The organism is Aeromonas sp. 1805, from assembly GCF_013085525.1.
In the GTDB taxonomy this organism is placed as follows: Bacteria; Pseudomonadota; Gammaproteobacteria; order Enterobacterales; family Aeromonadaceae; genus Aeromonas; species Aeromonas hydrophila.
In genome coordinates this window covers 1,460,001-1,484,603 of the sequence record NZ_CP038515.1, presented here as the reverse complement: position 1 = coordinate 1,484,603, position 24,603 = coordinate 1,460,001, and the positions used below count along the sequence as shown (strand labels likewise).

The window sequence follows — 24,603 nt, the reverse complement described above, 5'->3', positions numbered from 1 at the left end:
ATATCGTCGATGAGCGCGATAGCGGCCTTTGGGGGGCAACTTCCCGTGGGGCTGTAGCCCCGGCGGCTGGGGGGGCTGGCCAGTACTGCTGACCTACCCTTGCCCTCATCAACTTCAGACGCGGCCGCTTCGGCCGCGTTTTTTATGGGTTGCATCCCTCGCGGGGTGGCCCGTTATCCCTTTCTAAGAGTCGGCAAGAAAGCGGTCAACAAGCCGATGAGCGGCAGATAGGCACAGACCTGATATACGGTCTCTATGCTGGTGGCATCCGCCAGCTGCCCCAGCAGGGCGGCCCCTATGCCCCCCATGCCGAAGGCGAAGCCGAAGAACAGGCCGGAGATGGTGCCGACCTTGCCGGGGACCAGCTCCTGGGCGTAGACCAGGATGGCGGAGAAGGCCGAGGCCAGGATCAGACCGATGATGACCGAGAGCACCGAGGTCCAGAACAGGTCGACATGGGGCAACAGCAGGGTGAAGGGGGCGACGCCGAGGATGGAGATCCAGATCACCCGCTTGCGGCCGATGCGATCGCCAATTGGCCCGCCGAGCACGGTACCCGCCGCGACGGCAAACAGGAAGGCGAACAGATAGAGCTGGGCGCTGTCGAGCGACAGGCTGAACTTGTCCATCAGGTAGAAGGTGTAATAGCTGCTCAGGCTGGCCATGTAGAAGAATTTGGAGAACATCAGCAGGCCGAGGGTGGCCAGCGACCAGCCGATCTGGCGACGGCTCAGGCCGTGGCCGAGGTGTGCCTTCATCCGTTTATGGAAGTTGGCGGCGTGGTGGCTGGACCAGCGTCCGACCAGGCTGAGCACGATGACGCCGACCAGGGCGAACAGCGAGAACCAGGCCGCGCTACCCTGGCCCTGCGGCACTATGATCAGCGCGGCGAGCAGCGGGCCTATGGCCGACCCCAGGTTGCCGCCGATCTGGAACAGCGATTGGGCCAGCCCAGGCTGACTGCCGGCCGCCATGCGGGCGACCCGGGAAGATTCCGGGTGGAACACCGACGAGCCGATGCCGATCAGCATGGCCGACAGCAGCACGGCGCCAAAGCTGGCCGCCTGCGACAACGACAGCAAGCCGATCATCGTAAAGCCCATGCCGAACGGCAATGAATAGGGCATGGGCCGGCGGTCGGTGTAGAGGCCGATCAGCGGCTGCAACAAGGAACCCGTGAACTGGTAGGTGAGGGTGATGAGGCCGATCTGGGCGAACGACAGGTTGAGGCCGAGCTTGAGCAGCGGATAGATGGCCAGCAGCACCGACTGCATCATGTCGTTCAACAGGTGCGAGAAGCTGATGGCGGCGATCACCGGATAGGTGGTGCGATTCAAGGCGTCGTGCGCGGTAGCGGCGGCGAGTGGCTGATCGGTACTGAGGCTCTTTTCCATGAGGACGGGTTCTGTGAGTCTGGGTATGGCTTAACATGCCTGATCCCGACGCGTCTGGACACCACAAAGTGGGGCGGGAAGAGTGCCGTGAGAGAATGGGGCGAGCGATCACGGATCGGCACTTGTGCTCGGCGGGCGGCGGATTAGTATAGAAACCTCGTCGTCGCATACCCGCCATGGAGGGAACATGTTCGAAAGCCTGGGAGTCATCAATGTCTGGACTTATCTGGTCGGGCTCTTCTTCATCATCATAGCGCCGGGGCCCAACTCGATTTATGTGCTGCGCACCGGGGCGAGCCGCGGCGTCGGCCCGGGCTACCAGGCAGCCCTCGGGGTCTTCGTCGGCGACGCCATTCTGATCTTCTGCGCCTATCTGGGCATCGCCTCCCTCATTCGCACCACCCCCCTGCTGTTTACCCTGGTGCGCTACCTGGGGGCCCTCTATCTGCTCTACCTCGGGGTGAAGATCCTGCATGCCAACTTCATCGCCAGGCGGGAAGGGCAGGCGTCCGTGGTCGAGCACGGCGAGCGCTACTTCTCCAAGGCGCTCACCTTGAGCCTCACCAACCCCAAGGCGATCCTGTTCTACGTCTCCTTCTTCGTGCAGTTTGTCGACTTCAACTACGCCCACACCTGGGTCTCCTACCTGGTGCTGGCGAGCATGCTGGAGGCCATGAGCTTCGTCTATCTGACCCTGTTGATCTTCGGCGGTACCCTGATGGCCCGCTTCTTTGCGCGCAAGGTACGTCTCGCCAGACTCGGCAACGGCCTCATCGGCCTGTTTTTCATGGGCTTCGCCGCCCGACTGGCCACATTGTCATCCTGATGGCCAGGGCTCTGCCCAATCCCGGTCGCCCATTTGCGAGCGGCTAGTCAGGCCAGCAATCCTTGCCGACCCGGATGAACCGGGATTGGTAGACGATCAGTTTCTGGTTGCCTGCCTGGCCGATCGTTGGGTTCTGGTAGGTTTCGCCGGGCAGCAGGTATTTGCTGTCGGCCTCGCTGTCCGCCTGCAGACATCCCCGTTTCACCATGAATTCGAAGTAGGTGTTGCCGGTATTGGTGATGCTGCTCCTTGCCGGATCCAGCTGGTATTGAAAACGCACCTGGCGCGGGCGTACCACCAGGGTCGATTGCAGCGCGAGTTTCATCTCCAACGCACCACGGCGCCTGGCCTGGCCACTTTCATCAAGCTGGGCTGCCGGTGATTCGGTGAAGGTGATGCGATAGTAACGCTCCTGACCATCCGCCGGCCCCTTGTAGTAGAGTTTGACGTTCTGCATGCGCTTGGCGTGCAGCGTGAAGCGCTTGGGGGCGAACAGCAGCTCGCCAGGCACCGTCGGAACGCTTGTCCCCGTTGCCGTGGGATTGCTGATTTTTTCCATCTGCACTTCGTAGACCTTGGGCGAGCCACTGTTGTTGGTGACGGTCCGGGCGATGAACTCTTCGTTCGGTGCCATGGCAATCGTCATGGCGCCGATGTCGATGGCCATGGCCTGTGAGCTCAGCGTGCCGGCCAGCAAGAACCAGAGAATGCGATGCATGTCGTTCTTCATGGTCAGCGCCAGGTTCCTTTGATGGTAATGGTACCGCTTTGCTGTACTTCCCCTTCCCACAGGTCGTTGCCAATGGTGCGTTGCACCATGGGATCGGTCAGATCGAATTCCAGTGCCAGCTTGTAGAATCGGGTAATGCCTTTGCCGCTGACGGGGTCATTCCATTCCTGTGGAGGTTGGCTGTCCTGAATCCCCAAGGTACGAATATCCAGCGGCGTCTGATCACAGCGGACCGCATGTCGGGAGGCTGTCCCATGGTTGGTCGAATCAAATACCAATCTCGTCGGTATAGGTACTGCCTGTTCGGGAACAGCCTGCCCTGCGGGGTAAAAAGTGCAGAGACCTTGATACGGAGCCCCGATATCTTGTGAAACGGTAATCTCAAGCATGTCTGCACTGATGGGCCCACTATCCGAGATATTGTAAGAGAAACTCAATATATCCTTGCCCACATTGCCTTCTCGGTAGGGATTGCTCACCCCCTCCGAGGATAGAATGGAAACACTGAAGTCCCGTGGTTTTATAATGATCTCGGTGGTGCCGCTGAATTCATAGAATCCACTTTCCGGCGCTTTGATATTTCGCATATTAAAGTTAATCAAATTTCTGGTGAGCTGTTCTTGTAATCCCAACCTGACCACTTGTTTGAAAAAGTTGCTTGATAGAAAAAGATAAATGGACGATTGCCCTCTAAGATAGCTGACATTGTAATCCGCACCTTTAAGAGCCCAGTTGGTCAGATTCGCACTCATTTGTACATCACCGCCAACAATGGCGCTGTTGAGTGCCGCATTTTTGATGTTGGTATAAATATACGGGTCTGAAAATGACTGGCTGCCATCCTGATTGAAGTCGTAGTCGAGAAAGCGGCACAGCACTCCATCTCGTGTACCCAGCCGATAATTCTCACAACCTTGTGAACCGGGCAGCACATAGGGAGCTCCATTGCTGTCGACGATCACTTCACTGATCGCATTGGTTTGTATGAAACGTAGGTGTCCCGCTTTTTTATGCTGGGTCCGCTTGACGTACCAGGTCCCACTATCCTGATTGATACAGCGTTCCCCGGCCGCGGCATCATAGATTCTGGTGGTCATGCAAAGATTCATCTCTCGGTTCAAAATGCCCCCGGCAGGCATGGTGCGAAGATAGTCAAAGAAAGCGGAGCTCAATTTTGCATGTGCATATCCGGTGGCGGCCTTCATCAATCCGAAAAATCCGGTTTCATTTACTGAGGCGGGTTTATTCATCGCTTCTGCTGTCTGTGGGTCACACCCAGCCCAGCTTTTTATGCAACGCTGATTGATATACGGATATTTAACCGGGCCGTTTTCCCACATATCGATGTTGTAGTTGGTGACTGTGTAGTTATGACCATTGTCTGCATATGCCAAACTGACCTGCCTGGAGTCAGTTGTCCATGCATTGCCACCCGTCAGGCGTGGGTCCAGATAATCGGTTGGTGTAATAAATAGATTGTGGTCTTCCTGGTTTTCAATAAACAGAAAATGGCGCAGATCAGCATCGACCAAATTATATTTTATTACTGCGGCACTGGCCTGCGAGGCCCAGCTGGTGGCAATTACCATCGCCAACAGCCATTTATATGCGGGATTCATCATCAGTACTCTCTCACCATGGCATAGGTGGGCAGCCCCTGGCAGGTAATGATGCCTACCCAGGCGGCGCCGCTGTATTTTTCAAGATCTAGCTCGGCTTCACAGAAGTCATTCCCTTGGCGGAAAGTCAGCATGGGATTGGCTTTATCCACATCCAGCGAGAATTCACCCTCCTCGTTGGTCACCGTGGTGCCGATATGGTTGTCGATGCGGGCATTGGCCAGCAAGGAGCCGTCTTCCGCCCTGAGTATGCCGAAGACAGTCACCATCTCCTTGATGGTGCTGCTCGCATCCAGGGTGGCCACGTTGCCGGGAAACAGGGTGTAGCGCTGCTTGCCGGTATTGATGTCGTAGCTGTCCTTGCCCCGCTTGCTGTTGAGCAGCTCTATCTCGTATTCCCCGTAAGGGGGGAGGGCGAGGAAGGTCTGCTCGCCCTGCAGGGGGTAATCCTGTCCGTTGACCTTGGCGAGCATCTGTCCTTCGCGATCGATCCCGGTATTGATGATCAAGCCGGACCCCGAGGAGTTGCGGCTAGAGGCGACCAGAGCGTCCTCCGTCGTGACCAGGGCTCCGCGCGCAATCAGGTTGCCATTCATGTCGCCACCATGGCCGCGGCCCAGCGTCATGGTGCCGCCGATGACCCTGTTCTCGAACCCCAGTGTGCCGGAGAGCGCCATATTGTGTTCATCACTGCCGTGCATCATGCGCGAGGCATTGAACGAGGCCAGATTGATGACGCCGTCCATGCGTTTCTGGTAATTGAGGTTGGCCGTGGTCTGGCCCTGCTCGTTGCTGCTCATGCCAAAGCTGAACAGGTTGTCGAACGGGATCGAGTAATCCAGCGTGATGCTCTTGTTGTTGAATCCGTTGAGCGTGCCGCTGTCGCTTTGCAGGCTGGCGCGCAGTGACAGGTTGCCGTATTTGCCGGCATAAAGGTGCTGGTAGTAATCGGCATAGCTGCGATCGCTGTTCATCTGGCGGTCGTGCAGGGTGTTGAAAGTGAGCTGGCCGAGACCGCTGACCCAGCCACCCAGATTGAGCGTGATGCCGGCGGAGTAGAGTTCGGCGTTGCTCACCGTCAGGGCGCTGCCGGTCTCGAGTTTCTCCTGGCTGAGCCACAGGGAGGCATTGTCATGGGCCTGCAGGGCGAGGCTGGATGCGAATCGCCAAGATTGGTCGGAGGCCAGCATGGTTTGCAACTGGGCACTGACACGATCGGTTGCCTGCCAGTTTGCACGGGCTTCACCTACCGCTGCATCCTTGAAGGCATAAGTTGTGGTGGCCAGCTCCAGAGTATCCAGCGAACGTGCCAGCGATACTCCCAGCAGCGGTGAATCACCGTTATGCTGGGCGCCTTCCATCATGCCTCCCCACCATTGCCATCCCCACTCCTGAGTAAAGCCCAGACTGCCGCCCAGCTTGGTGACGCGCTGGGTCGTGGTGCTGGTGAGCCGTCCATCGACATAGACTTCGACCGTGACGTTGTAGACGCCACTGGGGAGCGCCGAAGTGTCGATATTCTGGTTGCCGATGGCCAGGTTCTGCAGGCTGATCAGGCGATCCTCACGGTATACCCTGACCTCGCCATTGGCAGGCATGAAGACTTGTACCGGGGTGGTGGACGCGTCGGCTTTCTGTTTACGTGACTGGGCCTGGTTGCCGTACGATGCCCCATAAATTCGGCCAGTACTCAGGCCGGTCACCACCCCCAGGGTCTGCAGATCCCAGGTCGAGACCATGCCGGCCGCGATGCGGCGATCGTCAAGATCCCGTTCGTACATGGCACGATAGATGTCACCGCTCTGTTCTGGCTCCCCAAGGTTGTATAGGGAGGCGTCCAGCGCCATGTGATGGGCGCCCATCCCGATGGTACTGTCCAGTTGCAGGAAGTTGGAGTCGCTGTGACCGTTTTGCGGATTGCTGTTGAAGGAGTAGCCCAGATTGTAGCGATGTACACCGGTCAGGGAGTCGACGGTCGGGGTCAAGGTCACCCGGTTGTCCGGCTGCCTGGCCTGGCCGAATGCATCGCGTGAAACCCGAATCGTCAGCAACATGGCCACCAGGTCAAGCTGCATGCTGGCGTTGGCATCTATCTGCAAACTGCCCTCGGCAGAAAACGTGCGTTTCTCTTCGCTGGCGAGCATGGTGGTCAGCTGGTCGTTGAGCAGACCTTGCTGCTGGCCAGCACCAAAATCGATGTGCAGCAGATGCAGCTTGCCGTCCTGCAGCAGCAGGGTGGCATTGCCGATCGAGTTATCGGTCAGGGTGTCGAGCCGGTTTTTTTCATCCGTGTACTGCAGACGTACGGGAACAGTCAGCCCTTCTGCCAGAGCCTGGGCAAAACTGGCTGGAATGATGACGTTGGCGATCTTGAGTGGCGCCGCGCTGTTGGCCGAGGTGGAGATCACCATCAGCAATGAGAGCGGCAACAAGCAGGTTTTCTTCAACATATCACGCACCATGGTTTCAGATTTCGGCAAAACAACACCGCCACTCGACCGGGTGGTGAAGGCAGTACCAGCACAAACGGGTTATTTGACGACGACGAATTCCTGACCCAGCCAGAGGCCAAGATGACTTTGCGGATCCTGCATATCGACTTTCTTGAAGCGGCGCTGCTTGCCGGGCAGGTCGTAGTAGGTCTCTTTGCACTGCGCCTGTGCCTTGCGGTCCAGACAGGGGCCGTAGGCCACGGTGCGGTAAGAGGCATTCCCCTGATTGCTCAACATTCCGTTTTGCAGGTTGTAGGCGAAGTGCTGCTGGCGTGGCGTGACCACCAGAATGGTGCCTATCTGGGCAGAGGTGGTGGCAACCGCCTGGCGGCGATTGTTGCTCTGGTCGTCCATCGACAGGGCGGTGTCCAGCCAGCGGATGCGGTAGTAGCGCTCCTTGCCATCCAGCGGTCCCTTGTAAAAGAAACGCACGTTGTTCTTGGCATGGGCGGGCAGCATCAGTCGGCTGGGCGAGAGCATCAGCTCGCCGGCCACTTCCATCGGGATCTCCTGGCCACCCTCTTCGGGCGAAGAGATGCGGCTGATGGAGATGGTGACCAGTCTGGCTTGAGCACTGCCATTCTCGATCTCCTTGGCAACATCCTGGCTGCCTGCATCGATGAAGGTGGTGACGGAACCAACGTTGATGGCCTGGCTGACTCCGGGAATAAACAGCATCCATGCCATCAGCATTTTCAGGTTCATGGGAACTCCTGTGATTGCAAAGGGCCCCGCAGGGCCCCGAATACTATGCGTCGCGGCAATTAGGACCAGTTGGCAACGAACTCGACGTTGACTTCCCCACTCCACAGGCCATCCGGCAGGGTCTCGAAAGCGGCTTCTGTGCCGTTGACGGTCGCGCTCTCGATGTTGAAGGTGAACGAGCCCTGGGCGGTGCTGCGCTGGGTGTCATCCTTGAAGGCGCTGGCCAGCGGAGAGAGGTTGCCGCCCGTGATGCCGGCAGCGGTATCGATCAGCGTGGTATAGGCGGTGGTGCTGACGGGAGCACCTTGCCACAGCACGCCGACGTCGACGGTGGAGCCGCCGCTCAGGTGGTTCAGGGTGCCGCTCAGCTTCTTGGCCTTCAGCGTGAAGTCGGTGGCGCTGGCATCACCCTTGATGGCAACGTCGAACAGGCCGTTTACGGTGTTGAAACCCTTGATCCCTTCCGCGTATTGGAAAGAGAGGCTGTCGAGCGGCGTGACAACCAGCGCCGACTCGGTGTCCTTTTTGGCGGTTGCCTTCCAGGTGGCAACGGATTTTGCTTCTACAGCGGCCTGAGCGGCGGCAGCGAAGCCCAGTCCTGCAACAGTCAGCGCAATCAGAGTCTTTTTCATCTTGATATTTCCTACACATTTCCTGATGGGGGCATTTGCCACCCGTTTGATTTCACGCACCCAGGGTGCATTCCCTTTCCACCTTGCCGGACGGGTTTGTCCAGGCAACCTTGCCGATCGCCGAAGGATAATCTTTCGTCAATCAGCTCATCTTTTCGCCGGCAAAGATACTGGACGGACCTGCCCGGATCGATTGAATGCTGTGTAGGAAAAGTCCTAAAAGATGGTTGTTGTCTGCAACTTAAAATAAGCCTTGTCCATTCTCTTATCAGGTTTTTTTGTTTTTCTTATGATTTTGATTTTTAAGAGTTTTGGTGCTTTTCTTATCTAGATGGCGTGTCCCTCTGATGGGGGAGGATGGGAGGGGTTGCCGTGCGGGAATGAGTACAAGAAAAAATTGAGATTCAAAAGAATATATAGCTCTGTAAGTATTTGATGAGCATAAATAAAAATATCAGATAAAAATGAATGAGGTACGAAGAGAGGAGTCGTTACTTGAACTACGTAACATATCATTAATATTCAAGCGCCATATGGTACACGTGCTGACTTTGTAGTTAATATACGTTGAATCAAATGGAGTAATGACAGGAAAGTATATGGCAAAAATATTGGTAGTAGATGATCACCCCGCCATCAGAATGGCTGTAAATATCCTGCTGCAGCAGGATGATCATCATATTGTTGCCGAAGTTGATAATGGTGTTGATGCAGTTTCGATGGCGCGGAAATATCAGCCTGATATGGTCGTTCTGGATATCGGGATTCCCAGACTGGACGGCATTGAGGTGATCAAAAGACTGAAAGAGATGGATGCTGATATCAAGGTGGTCATATTGTCGGCACAAGCCACGCATCATATTATGGTGCGTTGCCTGCAAGCCGGTGCCAACGGTTTCATATCCAAGCTGGATGATCTTTCCTTGCTGAAAACTGTGCTGGTAAAGATAGGGAAAGGTCAGCTTTATTTCCCTCGCGATGTGATTGCTGGCGCCAAGAATGCCCATGAAGTCGATCGGAAAGATCTCTTGTCGGCACTCTCGGATAGAGAGATGAGCGTCTTGTTGCAGATATGCCAGGGGCACACCAACAAGCAGATTGCAGAGAGCATGCTGCTCAGCGAGAAGACGGTCAGCACCTACAAGAGTCGGCTGATGCAAAAGCTCAATGTCACCACCATGGTTGATCTGATCAGCCTGGCCAAGCGTCAAGAGTTGCTGTGACCATGAGGCATTGGTTTGCAGCTCTGCTGGTCTGTTGCTGCGCTTCATGGGCTTCGGCTCATGAGCTGGCGGCGCCCTATCTGCATGTCTATGCGCGCAATGACAGCGAGTACCTTGAGAAGCAGACCCTGCCGCTGCATGCGGAAGATTGGCTGTGGTTGAGAAATCGTGGCCGGTTGGTGCTCGGGGTACCCATGCCCGACAATCCTCCGATGGACATCACCCTGCGTGCCAATGCTTACGAAGGCGTCACCGCCGACATTGTCGGCATGCTGAGTCATCTGTTGCGTGTCGAGATCGTCGTAAAGAATCTGCCGTCTCGCGCCGCGGCCATTGCTGCGCTCAAGCGGGGAGAGGTCGATCTGCTGAGCACCTCCAATGCCTATGAAGAAGAGCAGCAATTATTGTTGACCGATAAATATATGCCGGATGATCCGGCCATATATAAGAATATACACGTAAAGGAGCGTGATATAAGAACGGTGGCCGTCCCGGAGTATTATCTGCCGGCGCTGGATGTGATGCGCTACCTGCCCAAGGTTCAGATAAAAATGTATTCCTCTCGTTATAGCGCACTTTCTGCAGTTGCATATGGCCAGGTCGATGCCGTCATGCTGGACATGATTTCCGGGAACTTCATCGTCAATAAATTTTATCAAGACAGCATTCAATTACTGAAACCGCTTTATATAGATACCCATGGTTTTTCATTTTCGCTGGAAAGAAAAAATCAGCGGCTGAAAAAAATCATCAATATTGCGCTGGATGAAATTCTGGAAGGCAAACGGGAGGAAATTGCCAAACGCTGGAATGGCGGCGGCCTCTCAATCGGGGCCAGCAAGGTCGAGCTGACCAGCGAGCAGTGGGCCTGGCTGGGTCAACAGAAAAAAATCCGGATGGCCGTCAACAGCGGGGTACCGCCGCTGAGTTTTCTCGACATCAATGACACCTTGCACGGGGTGGTGGCCGATTTGCTGCAGGTGTTGCGAGCGAAGCTGGGGGTGGAAATAGAGGTGGTGCCGGTCAAGACGCCAAAACAGATGTTGCAGTTGCTGGATGGTGGGCAGGTGGACATCGCGGTGTTGAGCCCATCGGAAGAGCGTCGCAGTCGTTACCTGTTCAGCCGTGCCTTTGTGCTCGACCCGCTGGCCTATGTGGTGGGGGTCCGCCATGAGGCGACGGCACCGGAGACGCTGCTCAAGACCGGCACGGTCGCCATGATCAAGGACTTCATCTCCGAGCAGGCAATAGAGGAGGAGTATGGCAAGCTGACCACCAGAAAGTTCGAACGGATCGAAGATGCGCTGCGCTGCGTGGCGAGCGAGACCTGCGACGTGACCGTGTTGCCGTTGCGGGTCGCCAAGTACTACATCAACAGCAAGTTTCCGGACAGTCTGCTCATCACGGGCGAGTTGTTCGACTCCATCCCGATCGGGGCGGCGTTTGCCGTTTCGCCCAAGCAGCATATGTTGCGCGACATTCTGGATCGGGTGATTGCCATCATTCCGCCGGATGAGCTGGAGGGACTCTCCAATCGCTGGCGCGTCAGTACCCAGCAGGAGGCCATCACCTGGCAGGAGCTGGTACGGGAATTTGGCGGCATCATTGCCTTGATCATGCTGCTGACCATCTGGATCGGCCTATGGGGCCTCTCTTTGCACAAACAGGTGCGCCAGCGCCGGGCAGCCGAGGTGGCTTTGAGTGCCCAGCTCAAGTTCATCGAAGATCTGGTGGATGGCACACCCCATCCCATCTACGCCAGAGATCGGGAAGATCGATTGGTGCTCTGCAACAGCACTTATGCCAGTTTCTTTGGTGAGGAGAAGAGCCGTCTGCTGGGCTCCACCATGGCGGACGATGTGCAACGCTGGCCTTTTCTGGCTCCCTTGTTCGAGGATTTGAGCACCGCGCGTACGGTACGCTGTGCTAGGCAGGGGGATCATCGCCTCTCCATGGCGACGGGGTCCGTGGCCGTTTATCACTGGGTACAGCCTTACTATGACCTGGAGGGAAATGTTCAGGGCGGAATCGGTGGTTGGATCGACGTGAGCGAGCGGCTGCGGCTGCTCGAAGAGCTGGCTCTGGCCAGCCAGGATGCCCAGGAGGCCAATCGTGCCAAGTCGACCTTTCTGGCCACCATGAGCCACGAGATCCGCACGCCCATGAATGCCATCATTGGTTTGCTGGAACTGACCCTGCGCCGCGATCGATTGCATGAGGAGGACAAGACCTCACTCTCCATCGCCCATGGTTCGGCCAGGGATCTGCTGAGCCTGATTGGCGATATTCTGGATATATCCAAGATCGAGTCCGGCCGGCTTGAACTGAGGCCGGAGCCCCATGAAATCACGGCGCTGACGGCCTCGGTGGTCACCGTATTCACTGCGCTGGCCAGACAAAAGAACCTGCAACTGGAACTCGCCGCCGGCGAGCCCCGCTGGGTACAGATAGATGGCATCTGCTACAAGCAGATCCTCTCCAATCTCATCAGCAATGCCATCAAGTACACCGAGCAGGGATCGGTGCGGGTCGAGTTGCAATCAAAAACCAGCGACGGCTGGTGTACCTTGCAACTGGAGATCCGGGATACGGGCATAGGGATTGCGCCTGCGGAGCAAGCCAGGCTGTTTCAGCCTTTCGGTCAGGCCAGGCAGCCCGAGCACATCCAGCGCTCCGGTACCGGTCTCGGACTGATGATCTCCCGCTCGCTGTGCGAGTCGATGGGAGGCTCGCTGCTGCTGGAGAGCGAGCTCGGCCACGGCACGTGCATCAGCATCGAGATGAAATTGCCGCTGGCGAGTGCGGTCGAATCAGTCACGCCCGCGGCATTGGGCACGATGACAGGGCATCACAGGCGACTGCGGGTCATGATAGTGGACGATCACCCCACCAACCGGCTGCTGGTCAGCCAGCAACTGGCATACCTGGGGCATGATGCCACGGCGGCCGAGTCGGGGCGCGAGGCGCTGGCACTGTTTGCCAACACACCCTTTGACGTGATGATCACCGACTTCAACATGCCTGGCATGAGCGGCTTTGAACTGACCCGCCAATATCGTGCTCTGGAGCTGAGCCGGGGTACGCATCGTTGCCTCATCCTGGGGTTGACGGCGGATGCCCGCCAGGAGCAGGTGAGCGAGGGGTTGACTGCCGGCATGGACGACTGCCTGTTCAAGCCGGTAGGGCTGGAAGAGCTGGAGCGCTGCCTGTGTCGCCACATGCAGCATGAGGAACAGCGGGAAATCGAGCGCTGTGTGCAGGAGATCAAGCAGTGTCTCGGACCATTGACCGGTAATCAGCCTGCGCTGATGCTGCCCTTGTTGCATGAGTTTGTGCGGGCCAGCGACGATGATCTGCTGGGCCTGCAGCAAGCCGCAGAGGGTGGTGAACTGGCCCGTTTTCTCGACTATGTGCACCGTCTGAAGGGCGGGGCCAGGATCATGGGAGCGATGACGCTGGTTGCGGTGTGCGGTGAGATAGAATCAGGCGGGATCGCGCCGCAGGGATTGCCGATGGCATTGCAGCCGTTGCAGCATGCCTACGGGATCGTCAGACAGGCCATCATGCAAATGCAGTCCGAACCGGAATGAAAATGAAGGCATGCCGGGCATGCCTTCATGGATGGTCAACCGTGCCAGTAGACCAGCAGTTCATAGGCTGCTTCACCGGTCTGATCTGGTTTGGCGGCCGGAGCCAGATAGCTGAGGAAGTAGCGGGTGGCCTGGGTCAGAGGCAGGGCATGGTGTTGTGGCAGTGGCTGGCCGTTGAGAGCCAGCTTGAAGTCGGTGCCAGCTTGTTCGGGCAAACTGGCATACAGGGTGCGAGCCTGCAATTGGTAGGTGGTGTTGAAGTCCGGATTGCTGAGGTTGATGGCCTCGGTCTGGACCGGGCTGGATGTGGAAACGGAATTGACCGGTTGCTGCCCCGGGTGGGTGAGCGAAATTTCCATCCCGGTACTCTTGCTGGCGGTGGCAGGCCAGGTGAGCTGATTGGTTTGTGTGTCGGCCTGAGCCGCCATCGCGCAGCAACCAGCCAGTAGTGCCACCAGAACTCCTTTCTGAGACATATGATTATCTCCTGGATATCGAGGTTACCCCGCTGCCGGGGGTCACTCATCTATCGACCCGCCCGCGGCGAAGCTTAATCTGTACCCCACTATTCGGAATGAGCTGACACGGGATACGGGGTATGATCCCGCGCCTTGTCCTCCCTTTAGTCATAGATATGGAATCCCTGCTTTGCTCGAAAATCAGATGATGTTGTTGGCGGTGTTCGAACGGGCGGCGCTGATGTTGATGACCCTGTTCTTCCTGACCCGTACCCGGCCGTTCCAGCGGCTGTTCCAGAAGCGGGACCACACCCCGGCCGAGCTGGTGCTGGTGGCGGCCATCTTCTGTCTGTTTGCGGTGTTTAGCACCTATACCGGCATTCCGGTGGAGGGAGCCCTCATCAACGTGCGGATCATCGCCATCATCTCCGGCGGCATCCTGTTCGGCCCCTGGGTCGGCATTCCGGCCGGGGTCATCTCGGGTCTGCACCGCTATCTCATCGACATGGATGGGCACACCTCGATCCCGTGCCTCATCGCCAGCATCATCGCCGGCCTGCTCGCCACCTGGCTGCATCTGCGCTGTCGCAAGTCGCGGCTCTGGCTGTACGGCATTCTGGCGGGGATGCTCTGTGAAGGGCTCACCATGCTGCTCATCTGGCTGCTGACCGAGCCCCATGCGGTGGGGGTGGAAATCGTCAGCCACATTGCCTACCCGATGATCGCCGGGGCGCTCTGCATCGGCCTCATCATCAAGCTGGTGCAGGATCTGGATGACGAGAAGGAGCTGATTGCCGCCAAGCAGGCCAAGCTGGCGCTGGATATAGCCAACAAGACGCTGCCCTTCTTCCAGAATATCGACCGCCACTCCCTGAGCCAGGTGTGCGGCATCATTCGCAGCGAGATCAGCGCCGATGCAGTGGCCATCACCGACACCCGCGACGTGCTGGCCTATGTGGGGGTGGGCAAGGATTACTACGAGCTGGACGAGCACCATGCCATCAGCGACATGACCCAGCGGGCGGTGTTGCTGGACCAGATCATCATCAACAACGATCTGCGTCAGTATCACCTCTCCGATTTCCACTCGGTCATCATTATTCCGCTGCGGGAAAACGGCTCAGTGAGCGGTACCCTCAAGATCTACTACCGCCGCACCCACAGCATCACCAGCTCCCTCAAGGAGATGGCGGTGGGTCTCTCCCAGCTCATCTCCACCCAGATGGAGGTGTCGCGCATCGAGCAGTTGAAAGAGATGACCCGCAAGGCGGAATTCACCGCCCTGCAGAGCAAGATCAACCCGCACTTCCTGTTCAATGCCCTCAACGCCATCTCGTCGCTGATCCGCATCCGGCCCCAGCAGGCGCGCCAGCTCATTGCCAATCTGGCGGATTACCTGCGCTACAACCTCAACAAGGGTGACACCCTCATCGACATCAAGGAGGAGTTGCAGCAGGTGCGCGACTACGTGGCCATCGAGCAGGCCCGCTTTGGCGACAAGCTGGAGGTGGTGTTCGATGTGGATGACGTGCATATCGAGGTGCCGAGCCTGCTGTTGCAGCCGCTGGTGGAAAACGCCATCCTGCACGGCATCCAGCCCCGCAGTGCGCCGGGTCGGGTCACCATCGAGGTGAAGCAGCTGGCTGGCGGCATCCGTGTGGCGGTGCGGGACACCGGTTACGGCATCAGTCAGGAGGTGATCGACGGGGTCGCCGCCGGGCGGGTGGAGAGTCGCAGCATCGGCCTGATGAACGTGCATCAGCGGGTCAGGCTGCTCTATGGCGACGGCCTGCACCTCAAGCGGCTGGAGCCGGGTACCGAAGTGAGTTTCTATCTGCCGGATCAGGAGTCGATGCCATGCTGAGTGCCATCATGGCTGAGGATAAGTGTGTGCCGCGAGAGGTGTTGTCATGCTGAAAGCGATCATTGTGGAAGACGAGTATCTGGCTCGCGAGGAGCTGGCCTATCTGGTGAATCAGCACAGCCAGATCGAGATAGTTGCGAGCTTTGAGGATGGGCTGGAGGCGTTCAAATATCTGCAGGATCACGAGGTGGACGTGGTGTTTCTGGATATCCAGATCCCCTCCATCGACGGCTTGCTGCTGGCCAAGAACCTGCACAAGTCGAGCCATCCGCCCCACATCGTGTTCGTCACCGCCTACAAGGAGTTTGCGGTGGAGGCGTTCGAGCTGGAGGCGTTCGACTACATTCTCAAACCCTACAACGAACCGCGTCTCATCAGCCTGCTGCAAAAGCTCGAGCTGGCGGGCAAGTCGCAGGCGGGGCAGGGGAGCGAGCCGGGCACGCCGCACAATCGCACCGTCAATCTGGTGAAGGGGGAGCGCATCATCGTCACCCCCTGCGAGCAGATCTACTACGCGGAAGCTGACGAGAAGCTCACCTATGTCTACACCCGCGATGATCGCTACGTGATGACCATGACCCTCAGCGAGTTCGTCAGCCGGTTGCCCGCCGAGGGGTTCTTCCGCTGCCACCGCTCCTACTGCGTCAACATCAACAAGATCCGCGAGATAGTGCCCTGGTTCAACAGCACCTATCTCATCCGGCTCCATGACCTGCCGTTCGAGGTGCCGGTCAGCCGCAGCAACATCAAGGCGTTCCGTCAGCTGATGCGGCTCTGATTGTCATTCATTCCCGCCGATCTGCATTTCATGCCTTAATCGGTCGGCGGGAGTGGCGTCTTGCCTATAGTGGCCCCAGTTTCCTTAAGGCCATTGACCGAGACGCATCATGACCAAAGAGATGAATTGCACCCGCTACCTCACCCTGTTGGGGACCATCATCACCCAGTTCGCGCTGGGATCCGTTTACACCTGGAGCCTGTTCAACGCCCAGCTCTCCGACAAGCTGGACGAGCCGGTGAGCCAGGTTGCCTTCGCCTTCGGCCTGCTCAGCCTCTCCTTGGCGGTGGCCTCCTCCCTGGCGGGCAAGCTGCAGGAGCGATTCGGGGTGCGCAACGTCACCCTGGGTGCCGGCGTGCTGCTCGGCATCGGCTTCTTCCTCACCGCCCACGCCAGCAACCTGGCGATGCTCTACCTCTGCGCCGGCATCCTGGTCGGTTTTGCCGACGGTACCGGCTACCTGATGACCCTCTCCAACTGCGTGAAGTGGTTCCCGGAGCGCAAGGGGCTTATCTCCGCCTGTTCCATCGGTGCCTACGGCCTCGGCAGCCTGGGCTTCAAGTACATCAACCTGCTGCTGCTCTCCAGCAACGGCCTTGAGACCACCTTCCAGCTGTGGGGGCTGATCGCCATGTCCATGGTGCTGGTGGGCGGCATGCTGATGAAGGATGCACCCAAGCAGGCGGCCGCCGTGCAGCAGAGCGAGAGCCGCGACTTCACCCTGGCCGAGGCGATGCGCAAGCCGCAGTACTGGATGCTGGCGCTGATGTTCCTCACCGCCTGCATGAGCGGCCTCTACGTCATCGGCGTGGCCAAGGACATCGGCGAGAACATGGTGGGCCTGCCGGCCGTGGTCGCCGCTAACGCCGTCGCCATCATCGCCATGGCCAACCTGGGTGGCCGGCTGGTGCTGGGCATCCTCTCCGACAAGATGTCCCGCATCCGGGTCATTACCATCGCCCAGCTGATTACCCTGGCCGGCATGGCGCTGCTGCTGTTCGTGCCGCTCAACGCCAACCTGTTCTTCGTGGCGGTGGCCTGTGTAGCGTTCAGTTTCGGTGGCACCATCACCGTCTACCCCTCGTTGGTGAGCGACTTCTTCGGTCTCAACAACCTGACCAAGAACTACGGCGTCATCTATCTGGGCTTTGGTCTGGGCAGCATCATCGGCTCCATCGTGGCCTCCCTGTTCGGCGGCTTCATGGCGACCTTCAACCTGATCCTGGTGTTGCTGGTGGTGGCGCTGGTGCTCTCCCTCACCATCCGCCTGCCGGCGCCGGTATCGGTGGAGCGGGCCTGATCACCCGCCTGTCGCAGCAAGCAATGAAAAGACCCGGGCCTGGCCCGGGTCTTTTTTATGCGCGGCTCATTACTCAGCGTGGCGGCAGCCCCAACAGCTGGCGCACCCGCTGGCAGGTCTCTTCCACCGTCGGCCAGTCGGCGGCGGTGATGGTGACATGGCCCATCTTGCGGCCGGGGCGGGGTTCCCCCTTGCCGTAGAGGTGCAAATGCACGCCGGGCAGTGCCAGCAGGGCGGCCCAGTCTGGCGTGCCGGCCTGCCAGAGATCCCCCAGCAGGTTGAGCAACATGGCGGGGCGTACGGCGATTCGGGATGGCAGCGGCAGATCGCACAGGGCGCGCACCTGCAGCTCGAACTGGCTGCACTCGGCGTTGTCGAGGCTGGGGTGACCCGAGTTGTGGGGGCGTGGCGCCAGCTCGTTGACCAGCAGCTTCCCTGCCACCAGGAAGAACTCCACCGTCAGCACGCCGACGTAGTCGAGGGCGTCGATCAGCTGCTCGGCGATGTGTCTGGCGTCGGCCTCCAGCGCTGGCACCTTGGCCGGGGAGCGGGTCTGGTCCAGAATGCCGTCGCTGTGCCAGTTCTGCACCAGCGGCAGGGCACCGATGGCACCGCTCGGGCTGCGGGCCAGGGTCAGGGAAAACTCGCCCTCCAGCGCCAGCCGCTGTTCCAGCACGCAGGGTACGCCGCTGGCGGCCAGCGCTGCCGGCAGCTGGTCGGCGGCCTGAATGGTCCACTGGCCTTTGCCGTCGTACCCCTCGCGGGCGGTCTTGAGGATGGCGGGGAAGAGGGCGGCGGGCAGCGCCGGCAGCGGCTCGCCCGGCTGCAGGGTCTGGTTCGGCGCGACCGGGATGCCGGCTCTGCTCAAGAAGGCCTTCTCTTCGCGGCGATCCTGACAGATGCGCACGGCGCCGGCGGCCGGGCGTACCGGCTGGTACTGCTCCAGCAGGGCCAGGGCGGTGGCCGGCACGTTCTCGAACTCGCAGGTGACGGCGGCGCAGCGGCTGGCCAGATCGTGCAGGGCAGTCGGGTCGTCATAGGCGGCAACAATATGGTGATCGGCAGCGGCGCCGGCGATGCTGGCGGGATCGGGGTCCAGCACCACCACCTTGTAACCGAGCCGGTGGGCGGCCATCACGAAGTAGCGGCCGAGCTGGCCGCCCCCCAGCATGCCGAGGGTGGCGGGTGGCAGTATCATGCCGGGTCCTCCAGGGTGAGGGCCAGCACCCGGTCGCGTTCGTTGGCGCGAAAGCCGTCGAGCTGCTGCTGATAGCGGGGGGCATCGCCGTCTTGCGCGACCGAGAGCAGGGAGACCGCAAACAGGCCGGCGTTGGCGGCGCCCGCCTCGCCGATGGCGAAGGTGGCGACCGGCACCCCCTTGGGCATCTGCACGATGGAGAGCAGGGAGTCCATCCCCTTGAGCTGGCGGGTCGGGATGGGCACACCCAGCACCGGAATGGTGGTCTTGGCGGCCACCATGCCTGGCAGATGGGCGGCGCCGCCAGCCCCGGCGATGATGGCGCGCAGGCCACGCTCACGGGCGCTGGCGGCATATTCGAACAGCAGATCCGGGGTGCGGTGGGCCGAGACCACGCGCGCCTCGTAGGGGACGCCATGCTCCTTGAGGATGCGGGCGGCGGCCTGCATCACGGGCCAGTCGGAGTCGGATCCCATTACCAGGCCGATCAGGGGAGGGGTATTCATGGCTGATGACTCCTTGCAGTCAAACGTTTGTCTCTGGTTGGCAAAAAGAGCCGGCAAGCCGGCTCAGAATTTTTCGGGTCGCACGATTTCGACCGGTTGCAAAAAGGCGACCATGGCATAGTCGGGGTAGTAGCGACTCTGCAGGTGGGCGAGCAGCCGTTCCGCCTGTTCGCGGCTGCAGATCGCCTCCAGCCGGATGTTGCCGCTCTCGCTCCAGCTGGCATTGCGCTCACCGTGGTCGCCGCGCCCTCTGGCATCGGTGATGGTGTAGCCGCGCAGCCCCTCGCGGGTGAGGGTGCGCAGCAGGGTGGGTTCCAGGTTCGCTTCCGTGATGACGGTGAGCAGGGTGCGGATCTCGGTCTGCATGTGGCTACTCCGTGAAGTGGCGGGCCCAGCTGTGGTAGAGCGGGATCCCCAGCATGATGTTGAACGGGAAGGTGACCCCCAGAACGGCGCTGAGCGACAGGCCAGGATTGGCCTGGGGCACGGCGATGCGCATGGTGGCCGGCACGGCGATATAGGAGGCGCTGGCCGCCAGGGTGGCCAGCAGGGTCAGGCCACCAAGGGAGAGCCCCATCAGCTGGCCGATCACCAGGCCCAGGCCGGCCGAGGCGAGCGGCATCAGCAGGGCGAAGCCGAGCAGGAACAGGCCGTGGCGGCGCAGGTCCTGGCACTGGCGGGCGACGATGAGGCCCATCTCCAGCAGGAACAGCGCCAGCGCCCCCTTGAACAGGTCGACAAACAGGGGTTTGAGCGGAGCAATCCCGTCGGGCCCGGCCAGATAGCCGATGGCCATGCCGCCGAGCAGCAGGGTGACCCCTTTGCCGAGGAAGGTTTCATGGGCCAGCCGGCGCCAGCGGGTCTGCCGGCTCACCCCCTGGGCCAGCACGATGCCGACCAGGATGGCGGGGATCTCCATCACCGCCAGGAAGATGGAGAGCTGGGATTCGAAGCTGATGCCGCGCTCGGTGAGCCAGTTCACCCCGACCGCAAAGGTCGCCACGCTGACCGAGCCATAGTGGGCGGCGGTGGCGGCGGCATCGACCCGGTTCATCTTGAGGCGCAGCACGGCAAACCCGGCCAGGGTCTGTAGCATGCCGAGCAGGATCACCAGTGCCAGTTGGGGTAATAACGGTTGCAGTGATTGCTGCGCCAGGCCGACGCCGCCCTTGAGGCCGATGGCCAGCAACAGAAAGAGGGAGAGAGTATCGTAGAGCGCGGGCGGCAGCTTGAGCTCGGAGCGCACCAGACCGGCCAGCAGGCCAAACAGGAAAAAGAGTACAACAACATCCAGCATGGGAGTTCGCAGGAGGCAATTCACAGGGTGGTTGCATGCTAGAGTGCAAGATGTTTCGATAAAATCAGATTTTGATTGATGATTGTTCGGTAGAAACTGATAAGGGGCCCGATGCTCAACTACAAACAGCTCTATTACTTCTGGCACGTGGCGCGCAGCGGGAGTGTGACGCGGGCCGCCGAGCAGTTGCACCTCACGCCGCAGACCGTCAGCGGTCAGGTGGCCGAGTTGGAGCTCTCGCTCGGGGTGGCGCTGTTCAACCGGGTGGGGCGGCGGCTTGCCCTGACCGCCGCTGGTCGCCAGGCGCTCGAACAGGCTGGCGCCATCTTCTCGCTCGGCGCCGATCTCGAGCATACCCTGCGCCATGCCAGCCAGGAGCTGACCATGCAGGTGGGGATCGCCGACTCAGTCCCCCGCACTCTGGCGTTCGAGCTGCTGGCGCCCGCCATGGCGCTGGCCACCCCGCTGCGGCTGGTGTGCCATGAAGAGCGGGTGGAACAGCTGTTCAGCGAGCTGGCCAGCCACAAGCTGGACATGGTGCTGATCGATCGCCCGCTTCCCCCCGACAGCGGGGTGCGCGGCTACAACCACGAGCTGGGACGCAGCCCGCTGGCGCTGTTTGCCAGCCCCGAGCTGGCCGCCAGAGCGCGGCAGGGCTTTCCTACCGCCCTCGAAGGGCTGCCGCTGCTGATCCCGGGGGAGAAGTCGGCGACCCATGACAGCCTGCTGGCCTGGTATCGGCAGCAGGGCATCCATCCCCATCTGGTCGGCCAGTTCGACGATTCGACCCTGATGAAGTCGTTCGGCAAGGCGGGGATGGGGATCTTTCCGGCGCCGCTGGCTATGGCCGACGAGATCGCGCGACTCTACGGTGTCGAACGGGTTGCAACCCTGGCCGAGGTGACGCTCTCCTACTATCTGGTGTCGGCCGGTCGTCACCTATCCCATCCCGGTGTGCAGGCGGTGATGGAGGGTGCGAAGCAGCGGCTGGCTGCGCTGGGTGGCAAGAAATAGAAATCTGGATGGCTATACATCCACCTCTGCTCTGCCTATAATCCCTGCGCTTTGGCGCATCATGCTTAATAGGGAATCCGGTGAAAATCCGGAGCTGGCGCGCAGCGGTAAGGGGGAACGAAGCGACATCAGGGCACTGCCACAGGTGGGAAGCCGTCGCCGTAGGCCATCAGCCCCCCAGCCCGAAGACCTGCCAAAGTTCGTATTTCGGGCCGAGAGAAACCGGCCACGAAGTAGATGCTTACGCGAACTTAAGGATCTCTCATGTCCAAGAAATTATTGGCGGCTGCCCTGTTGCCAACGGCGGCCTTTGCCCAACAACTGACCATCCCCGTCAACCCTACCATGGTGGTGACTGCCACCCGTGTCGCCCAACCTGCCTCCAGTGTGCTGGCTCCCGTCAACGTGGTGACCCGTGACGAGATCGATCGTCTGCAAGCCCAGACAGTGACCGATGTGGTCAAGACCCTGCCCGGTGTGGAAGTGGTGAGCAATGGCGGCCGTGGCCAGCTGAGCTCGCTGCGGGTGCGCGGCGGCACCTCTTCCCAGACCCTGGTGCTGGTGGACGGGGTGCGTAGCGCTTCTCTGACCGCCGGGATGACGGAGCTCAACAACCTGCCGCTCAACCAGGTGGAGCGCATCGAATATATCCGCGGTGCGCGTGCCACTATCTATGGTTCGGATGTTATCGGCGGGGTGATCAACATCATCACTCGTCCCGATCCCGCGACCAACAAGCACAAGTTCAATGTCGGTGCCGGCTCCCACAAACAGCGTCAGGCCGCTTTCAGCAGCGCCAGCCAGATCGGTGAGGCTGGCCAGCTTAAGGTAGCCGGGGGCTTCGATGATGAAACCGGCTACAACGTCCACCCCATCGCAGAGGTGAACGATGGCGATAAACATGGCCATCGGGGCTATAACGCCATGCTGGACTACCAGCATGCACTGACCGACAGCTGGGATCTGTTTGGTACGTCCCGCTGGTTTCGCAACATTGCCCAGTACGACCGATCGTCTGCCGCTTCTGCCTGGGGCCCGGCGTACCATCAGCGCAACGAAACCTGGACCGAGAACCAGAGCTATCAGCTGGGGTCTCGTTATCACGACGACCGCTATCTGAGCGAACTGCGCGGCGCCTTCTCCAAACAGGATGCTTACGACTACCCGGACAGTAGCGGCCGCGATCAGGCCACTGACCGGCTCTATAGCCGTCAGTACACTCTGAACTGGATCAACAGCGTCAAGCTGGACGAAAGCTGGACCCTGGGCGGCGGTGCTGACTGGCAGCGCGACATGTTGGACGATAGTTCCCGCTCCTCCGGCACCGCCTTCCCGAGCGATGCCGATAAGCGCGACAACACCGGGCTCTATGCCCTGGCCCAGTTTGACAACCAGACTTGGCAGGCTGAGCTGAGCGGTCGCAGTGATGACAACAAGCAGTTCGGTCGTCACAACACTTGGCAGACCGGGGCTGGTTGGCGCTTCGTGGAGGATTATCGCCTCAGTGCCCGTTACGGAACCGGCTTCCGTGCTCCCTCCTTTAATGACCTCTACTACCCGGGTCTCGGCAACCCCGACTTGAAGCCGGAAGAGTCGAAGAGCCGCGAGCTGATGCTCGATGGCCAGACTGCCGGCGTCGAGTGGCGAGTGACCGGTTATCGCAACGACTTCGAGCAGATGATCCAGTGGGCACCTGACAGCTTGGGTATGTGGACGCCGCAGAACGTCGGCAAGGCACGGATCGAAGGTGTCGAGCTGGAAGGGGAGTTCGATACCGGCTGGTTGAGCCACCGGGTCTCTGCCGAGTACAAGGATCCCAAGGACAAGGTGACCGACAAGCAGTTGCAGTTGATCTCTCGAAAGGGCGCCAAGTGGGTGACCCAGGCACAGTGGCAGCAGTTTGACGGCTCCCTGAGCTGGATCTATCAGGGCGAGCGCTATGGCGACGCAGCCAACACGACTCAGCTGGGTGGCTATAGCGTCTGGAACTTGGCTGTAGGTTATCAGGTCGCACCTTCCTGGAAGGTCTCCGGCAAGATCAACAACCTGCTGGACAAGGAGTATCAGACTGCGGTGGGCTACCCGGCCGACGAGCGTGCCTATTACGTGACGGTCGACTACTCACTCTGATCCAGACCGTGATTGGACAAATGAGGGGCCCTGCTATTGGCGGGGCCTTTTCTATTGGCGGTCGGCGGGAGTATGATCGCCGACTTGCACCAAAGGGGAGCTCAAGTGGCCAATATTCTCGTGTTCGACTCCGGTATGGGTGGGTTGACCATCTACCGCGAGATCCGCCGCGCATTGCCGGCACACAACTATATCTATTGCTTCGACAACGCCAACTTCCCCTATGGTGAGCTGAGCGAGGCCGCCCTCACCGAAGTCTGCACCAGGTTGGTCAGCCACATGGTGGTCGAGCATGCTATCGATCTGGTGGTGATTGCCTGCAACACGGCCAGCACCATCGCTCTGCCGTCCCTGCGTGCTGCCATGACAGTACCGGTCGTCGGCGTGGTCCCCGCCATCAAGCCCGCAGCCGCGCTTACCCGCAACGGTTGCATCGGCTTGCTGGCAACCCCGGGGACCGTCAGCCGTGAATATACCCACGAGCTCATCGCCCAGTTTGCGCCGGGCAAGCGGGTGCTGCTCAAGGGAGCGACCGAGCTGGTTGTCGAGGCCGAGCACAAGCTGGCGGGTCTGCCGGTCAATATGGCGCTGTTGCGGGAAGTATTGGCAGACTGGCTGGAAGGGGAAGAGCATCCGGATACCCTGGTACTGGGCTGTACCCATTTCCCGTTACTGGATGAAGAAATACGGCAGTTGATGCCTGCGTGCCAGCTGGTGGATTCCGGCAGTGCGGTCGCCAAGCGGGTGGCTCACCTGCTGGCCGGTTTGGTAACGACACCGACACGGCTGGAAGATGTCGGGGGTAAGGCCTATTGCACCCGGCTGGATGCCCAGACCCAGAAGCTGA

20 protein-coding genes and 1 riboswitch (1 of these 21 cut by a window edge) are annotated in these 24,603 nt (G+C 59.8%); of the genes, 9 read left to right on the top strand and 11 right to left on the bottom strand.

From position 1 onward, the window contains the following. Positions 1 to 173 precede the first annotated feature (173 nt). Positions 174 to 1,394 carry an MFS transporter gene (locus E5E96_RS07045; protein WP_011704094.1) on the bottom strand — a complete coding sequence of 407 codons (1,221 nt, stop codon included), beginning with the start codon at positions 1,392 to 1,394 and terminating at the stop codon, positions 174 to 176. Between the two features lie 187 nt (positions 1,395 to 1,581). Here E5E96_RS07045 and leuE point away from each other — a divergent pair, with 187 nt between their 5' ends. Next, the gene (gene leuE, locus E5E96_RS07040; RefSeq protein WP_011704095.1) at positions 1,582 to 2,220 is read left to right on the top strand and encodes a leucine efflux protein LeuE; all 639 of its coding nucleotides are present in this window, start codon (positions 1,582 to 1,584) and stop codon (positions 2,218 to 2,220) included. A 43-nt stretch (positions 2,221 to 2,263) separates the two neighbouring features. Here the strand turns inward: leuE and E5E96_RS07035 are convergent, their stop codons facing one another. The 5 genes from E5E96_RS07035 to E5E96_RS07015 form a co-directional block, all read right to left on the bottom strand. Further along, positions 2,264 to 2,950, bottom strand: a complete 687-nt coding sequence (locus E5E96_RS07035; protein WP_164927500.1) for a molecular chaperone — start codon at positions 2,948 to 2,950, stop codon at positions 2,264 to 2,266. A 2-nt stretch (positions 2,951 to 2,952) separates the two neighbouring features. After that, complete coding sequence (locus E5E96_RS07030) at positions 2,953 to 4,569, bottom strand: hypothetical protein (protein ID WP_168756304.1); 1,617 nt, start codon at positions 4,567 to 4,569, stop codon at positions 2,953 to 2,955. A gap of 2 nt (positions 4,570 to 4,571) precedes the next feature. After that, on the bottom strand, positions 4,572 to 7,019 hold the full coding sequence (locus E5E96_RS07025; protein ID WP_253264707.1) for a fimbrial biogenesis outer membrane usher protein: 2,448 nt from the start codon (positions 7,017 to 7,019) through the stop codon (positions 4,572 to 4,574). Positions 7,020 to 7,100: 81 nt separating this feature from the next. Next, complete coding sequence (locus E5E96_RS07020; protein WP_171281819.1) at positions 7,101 to 7,766, bottom strand: hypothetical protein; 666 nt, start codon at positions 7,764 to 7,766, stop codon at positions 7,101 to 7,103. 59 nt (positions 7,767 to 7,825) lie between these two features. Further along, positions 7,826 to 8,398, bottom strand: coding sequence for a common pilus major fimbrillin subunit EcpA (locus tag E5E96_RS07015; RefSeq protein WP_017410527.1), 573 nt, complete (start codon positions 8,396 to 8,398; stop codon positions 7,826 to 7,828). A gap of 599 nt (positions 8,399 to 8,997) precedes the next feature. Between E5E96_RS07015 and E5E96_RS07010 the strand changes: the two genes are divergently transcribed. Then, positions 8,998 to 9,621, top strand: coding sequence for a response regulator transcription factor (locus E5E96_RS07010; protein WP_024945884.1), 624 nt, complete (start codon positions 8,998 to 9,000; stop codon positions 9,619 to 9,621). A 2-nt stretch (positions 9,622 to 9,623) separates the two neighbouring features. After that, entirely contained in the window at positions 9,624 to 13,211 is a 3,588-nt protein-coding gene (locus E5E96_RS07005; RefSeq protein WP_171281818.1) for a transporter substrate-binding domain-containing protein, read from the top strand. Between the two features lie 35 nt (positions 13,212 to 13,246). Here E5E96_RS07005 and E5E96_RS07000 read toward each other — a convergent pair whose 3' ends face one another. Continuing rightward, positions 13,247 to 13,687 (bottom strand): hypothetical protein, encoded by a 441-nt coding sequence (locus E5E96_RS07000; RefSeq protein ID WP_024945882.1) that lies wholly within the window; start codon positions 13,685 to 13,687, stop codon positions 13,247 to 13,249. 172 nt (positions 13,688 to 13,859) lie between these two features. Here E5E96_RS07000 and E5E96_RS06995 point away from each other — a divergent pair, with 172 nt between their 5' ends. From E5E96_RS06995 to E5E96_RS06985, 3 genes are all read left to right on the top strand, one after another. Further along, the gene (locus tag E5E96_RS06995) at positions 13,860 to 15,533 is read left to right on the top strand and encodes a sensor histidine kinase (RefSeq protein WP_171281817.1); all 1,674 of its coding nucleotides are present in this window, start codon (positions 13,860 to 13,862) and stop codon (positions 15,531 to 15,533) included. A 46-nt stretch (positions 15,534 to 15,579) separates the two neighbouring features. Continuing rightward, complete coding sequence (locus tag E5E96_RS06990) at positions 15,580 to 16,311, top strand: LytTR family DNA-binding domain-containing protein (protein WP_171281816.1); 732 nt, start codon at positions 15,580 to 15,582, stop codon at positions 16,309 to 16,311. A 109-nt stretch (positions 16,312 to 16,420) separates the two neighbouring features. Next, on the top strand, positions 16,421 to 17,611 hold the full coding sequence (locus E5E96_RS06985; RefSeq protein WP_171281815.1) for an MFS transporter: 1,191 nt from the start codon (positions 16,421 to 16,423) through the stop codon (positions 17,609 to 17,611). Positions 17,612 to 17,684: 73 nt separating this feature from the next. On the opposite strand, the gene E5E96_RS06980 is transcribed toward E5E96_RS06985, so the two are convergent. The 4 genes from E5E96_RS06980 to E5E96_RS06965 form a co-directional block, all read right to left on the bottom strand. Beyond that, positions 17,685 to 18,809 (bottom strand): 5-(carboxyamino)imidazole ribonucleotide synthase, encoded by a 1,125-nt coding sequence (locus E5E96_RS06980; RefSeq protein ID WP_171281814.1) that lies wholly within the window; start codon positions 18,807 to 18,809, stop codon positions 17,685 to 17,687. Further along, positions 18,806 to 19,315, bottom strand: coding sequence for a 5-(carboxyamino)imidazole ribonucleotide mutase (gene purE, locus E5E96_RS06975; protein WP_011704108.1), 510 nt, complete (start codon positions 19,313 to 19,315; stop codon positions 18,806 to 18,808). Before purE ends, E5E96_RS06980 begins: the two co-directional genes overlap by 4 nt. Positions 19,316 to 19,378: 63 nt before the next feature. Continuing rightward, on the bottom strand, positions 19,379 to 19,681 hold the full coding sequence (locus E5E96_RS06970) for a hypothetical protein (RefSeq protein WP_005306985.1): 303 nt from the start codon (positions 19,679 to 19,681) through the stop codon (positions 19,379 to 19,381). Positions 19,682 to 19,685: 4 nt separating this feature from the next. Further along, positions 19,686 to 20,612 carry a sodium-dependent bicarbonate transport family permease gene (locus E5E96_RS06965; RefSeq protein ID WP_005306982.1) on the bottom strand — a complete coding sequence of 309 codons (927 nt, stop codon included), beginning with the start codon at positions 20,610 to 20,612 and terminating at the stop codon, positions 19,686 to 19,688. Positions 20,613 to 20,723: 111 nt separating this feature from the next. Here E5E96_RS06965 and E5E96_RS06960 point away from each other — a divergent pair, with 111 nt between their 5' ends. From E5E96_RS06960 to murI, 3 genes are all read left to right on the top strand, one after another. Beyond that, positions 20,724 to 21,626, top strand: coding sequence for a LysR family transcriptional regulator (locus E5E96_RS06960; RefSeq protein WP_171281813.1), 903 nt, complete (start codon positions 20,724 to 20,726; stop codon positions 21,624 to 21,626). A 35-nt stretch (positions 21,627 to 21,661) separates the two neighbouring features. Then, a riboswitch (cobalamin riboswitch) is annotated at positions 21,662 to 21,839 on the top strand. Between the two features lie 51 nt (positions 21,840 to 21,890). Next, the gene (locus tag E5E96_RS06955; RefSeq protein WP_171281812.1) at positions 21,891 to 23,756 is read left to right on the top strand and encodes a TonB-dependent receptor; all 1,866 of its coding nucleotides are present in this window, start codon (positions 21,891 to 21,893) and stop codon (positions 23,754 to 23,756) included. Positions 23,757 to 23,861: 105 nt separating this feature from the next. Next, positions 23,862 to 24,603 carry the 5' portion of a glutamate racemase gene (gene murI / locus E5E96_RS06950; RefSeq protein WP_060390985.1) on the top strand. It continues 53 nt past the right edge of the window, so only the first 742 of its 795 coding nucleotides appear in the window; the start codon lies at positions 23,862 to 23,864; its stop codon lies beyond the right edge, outside the window.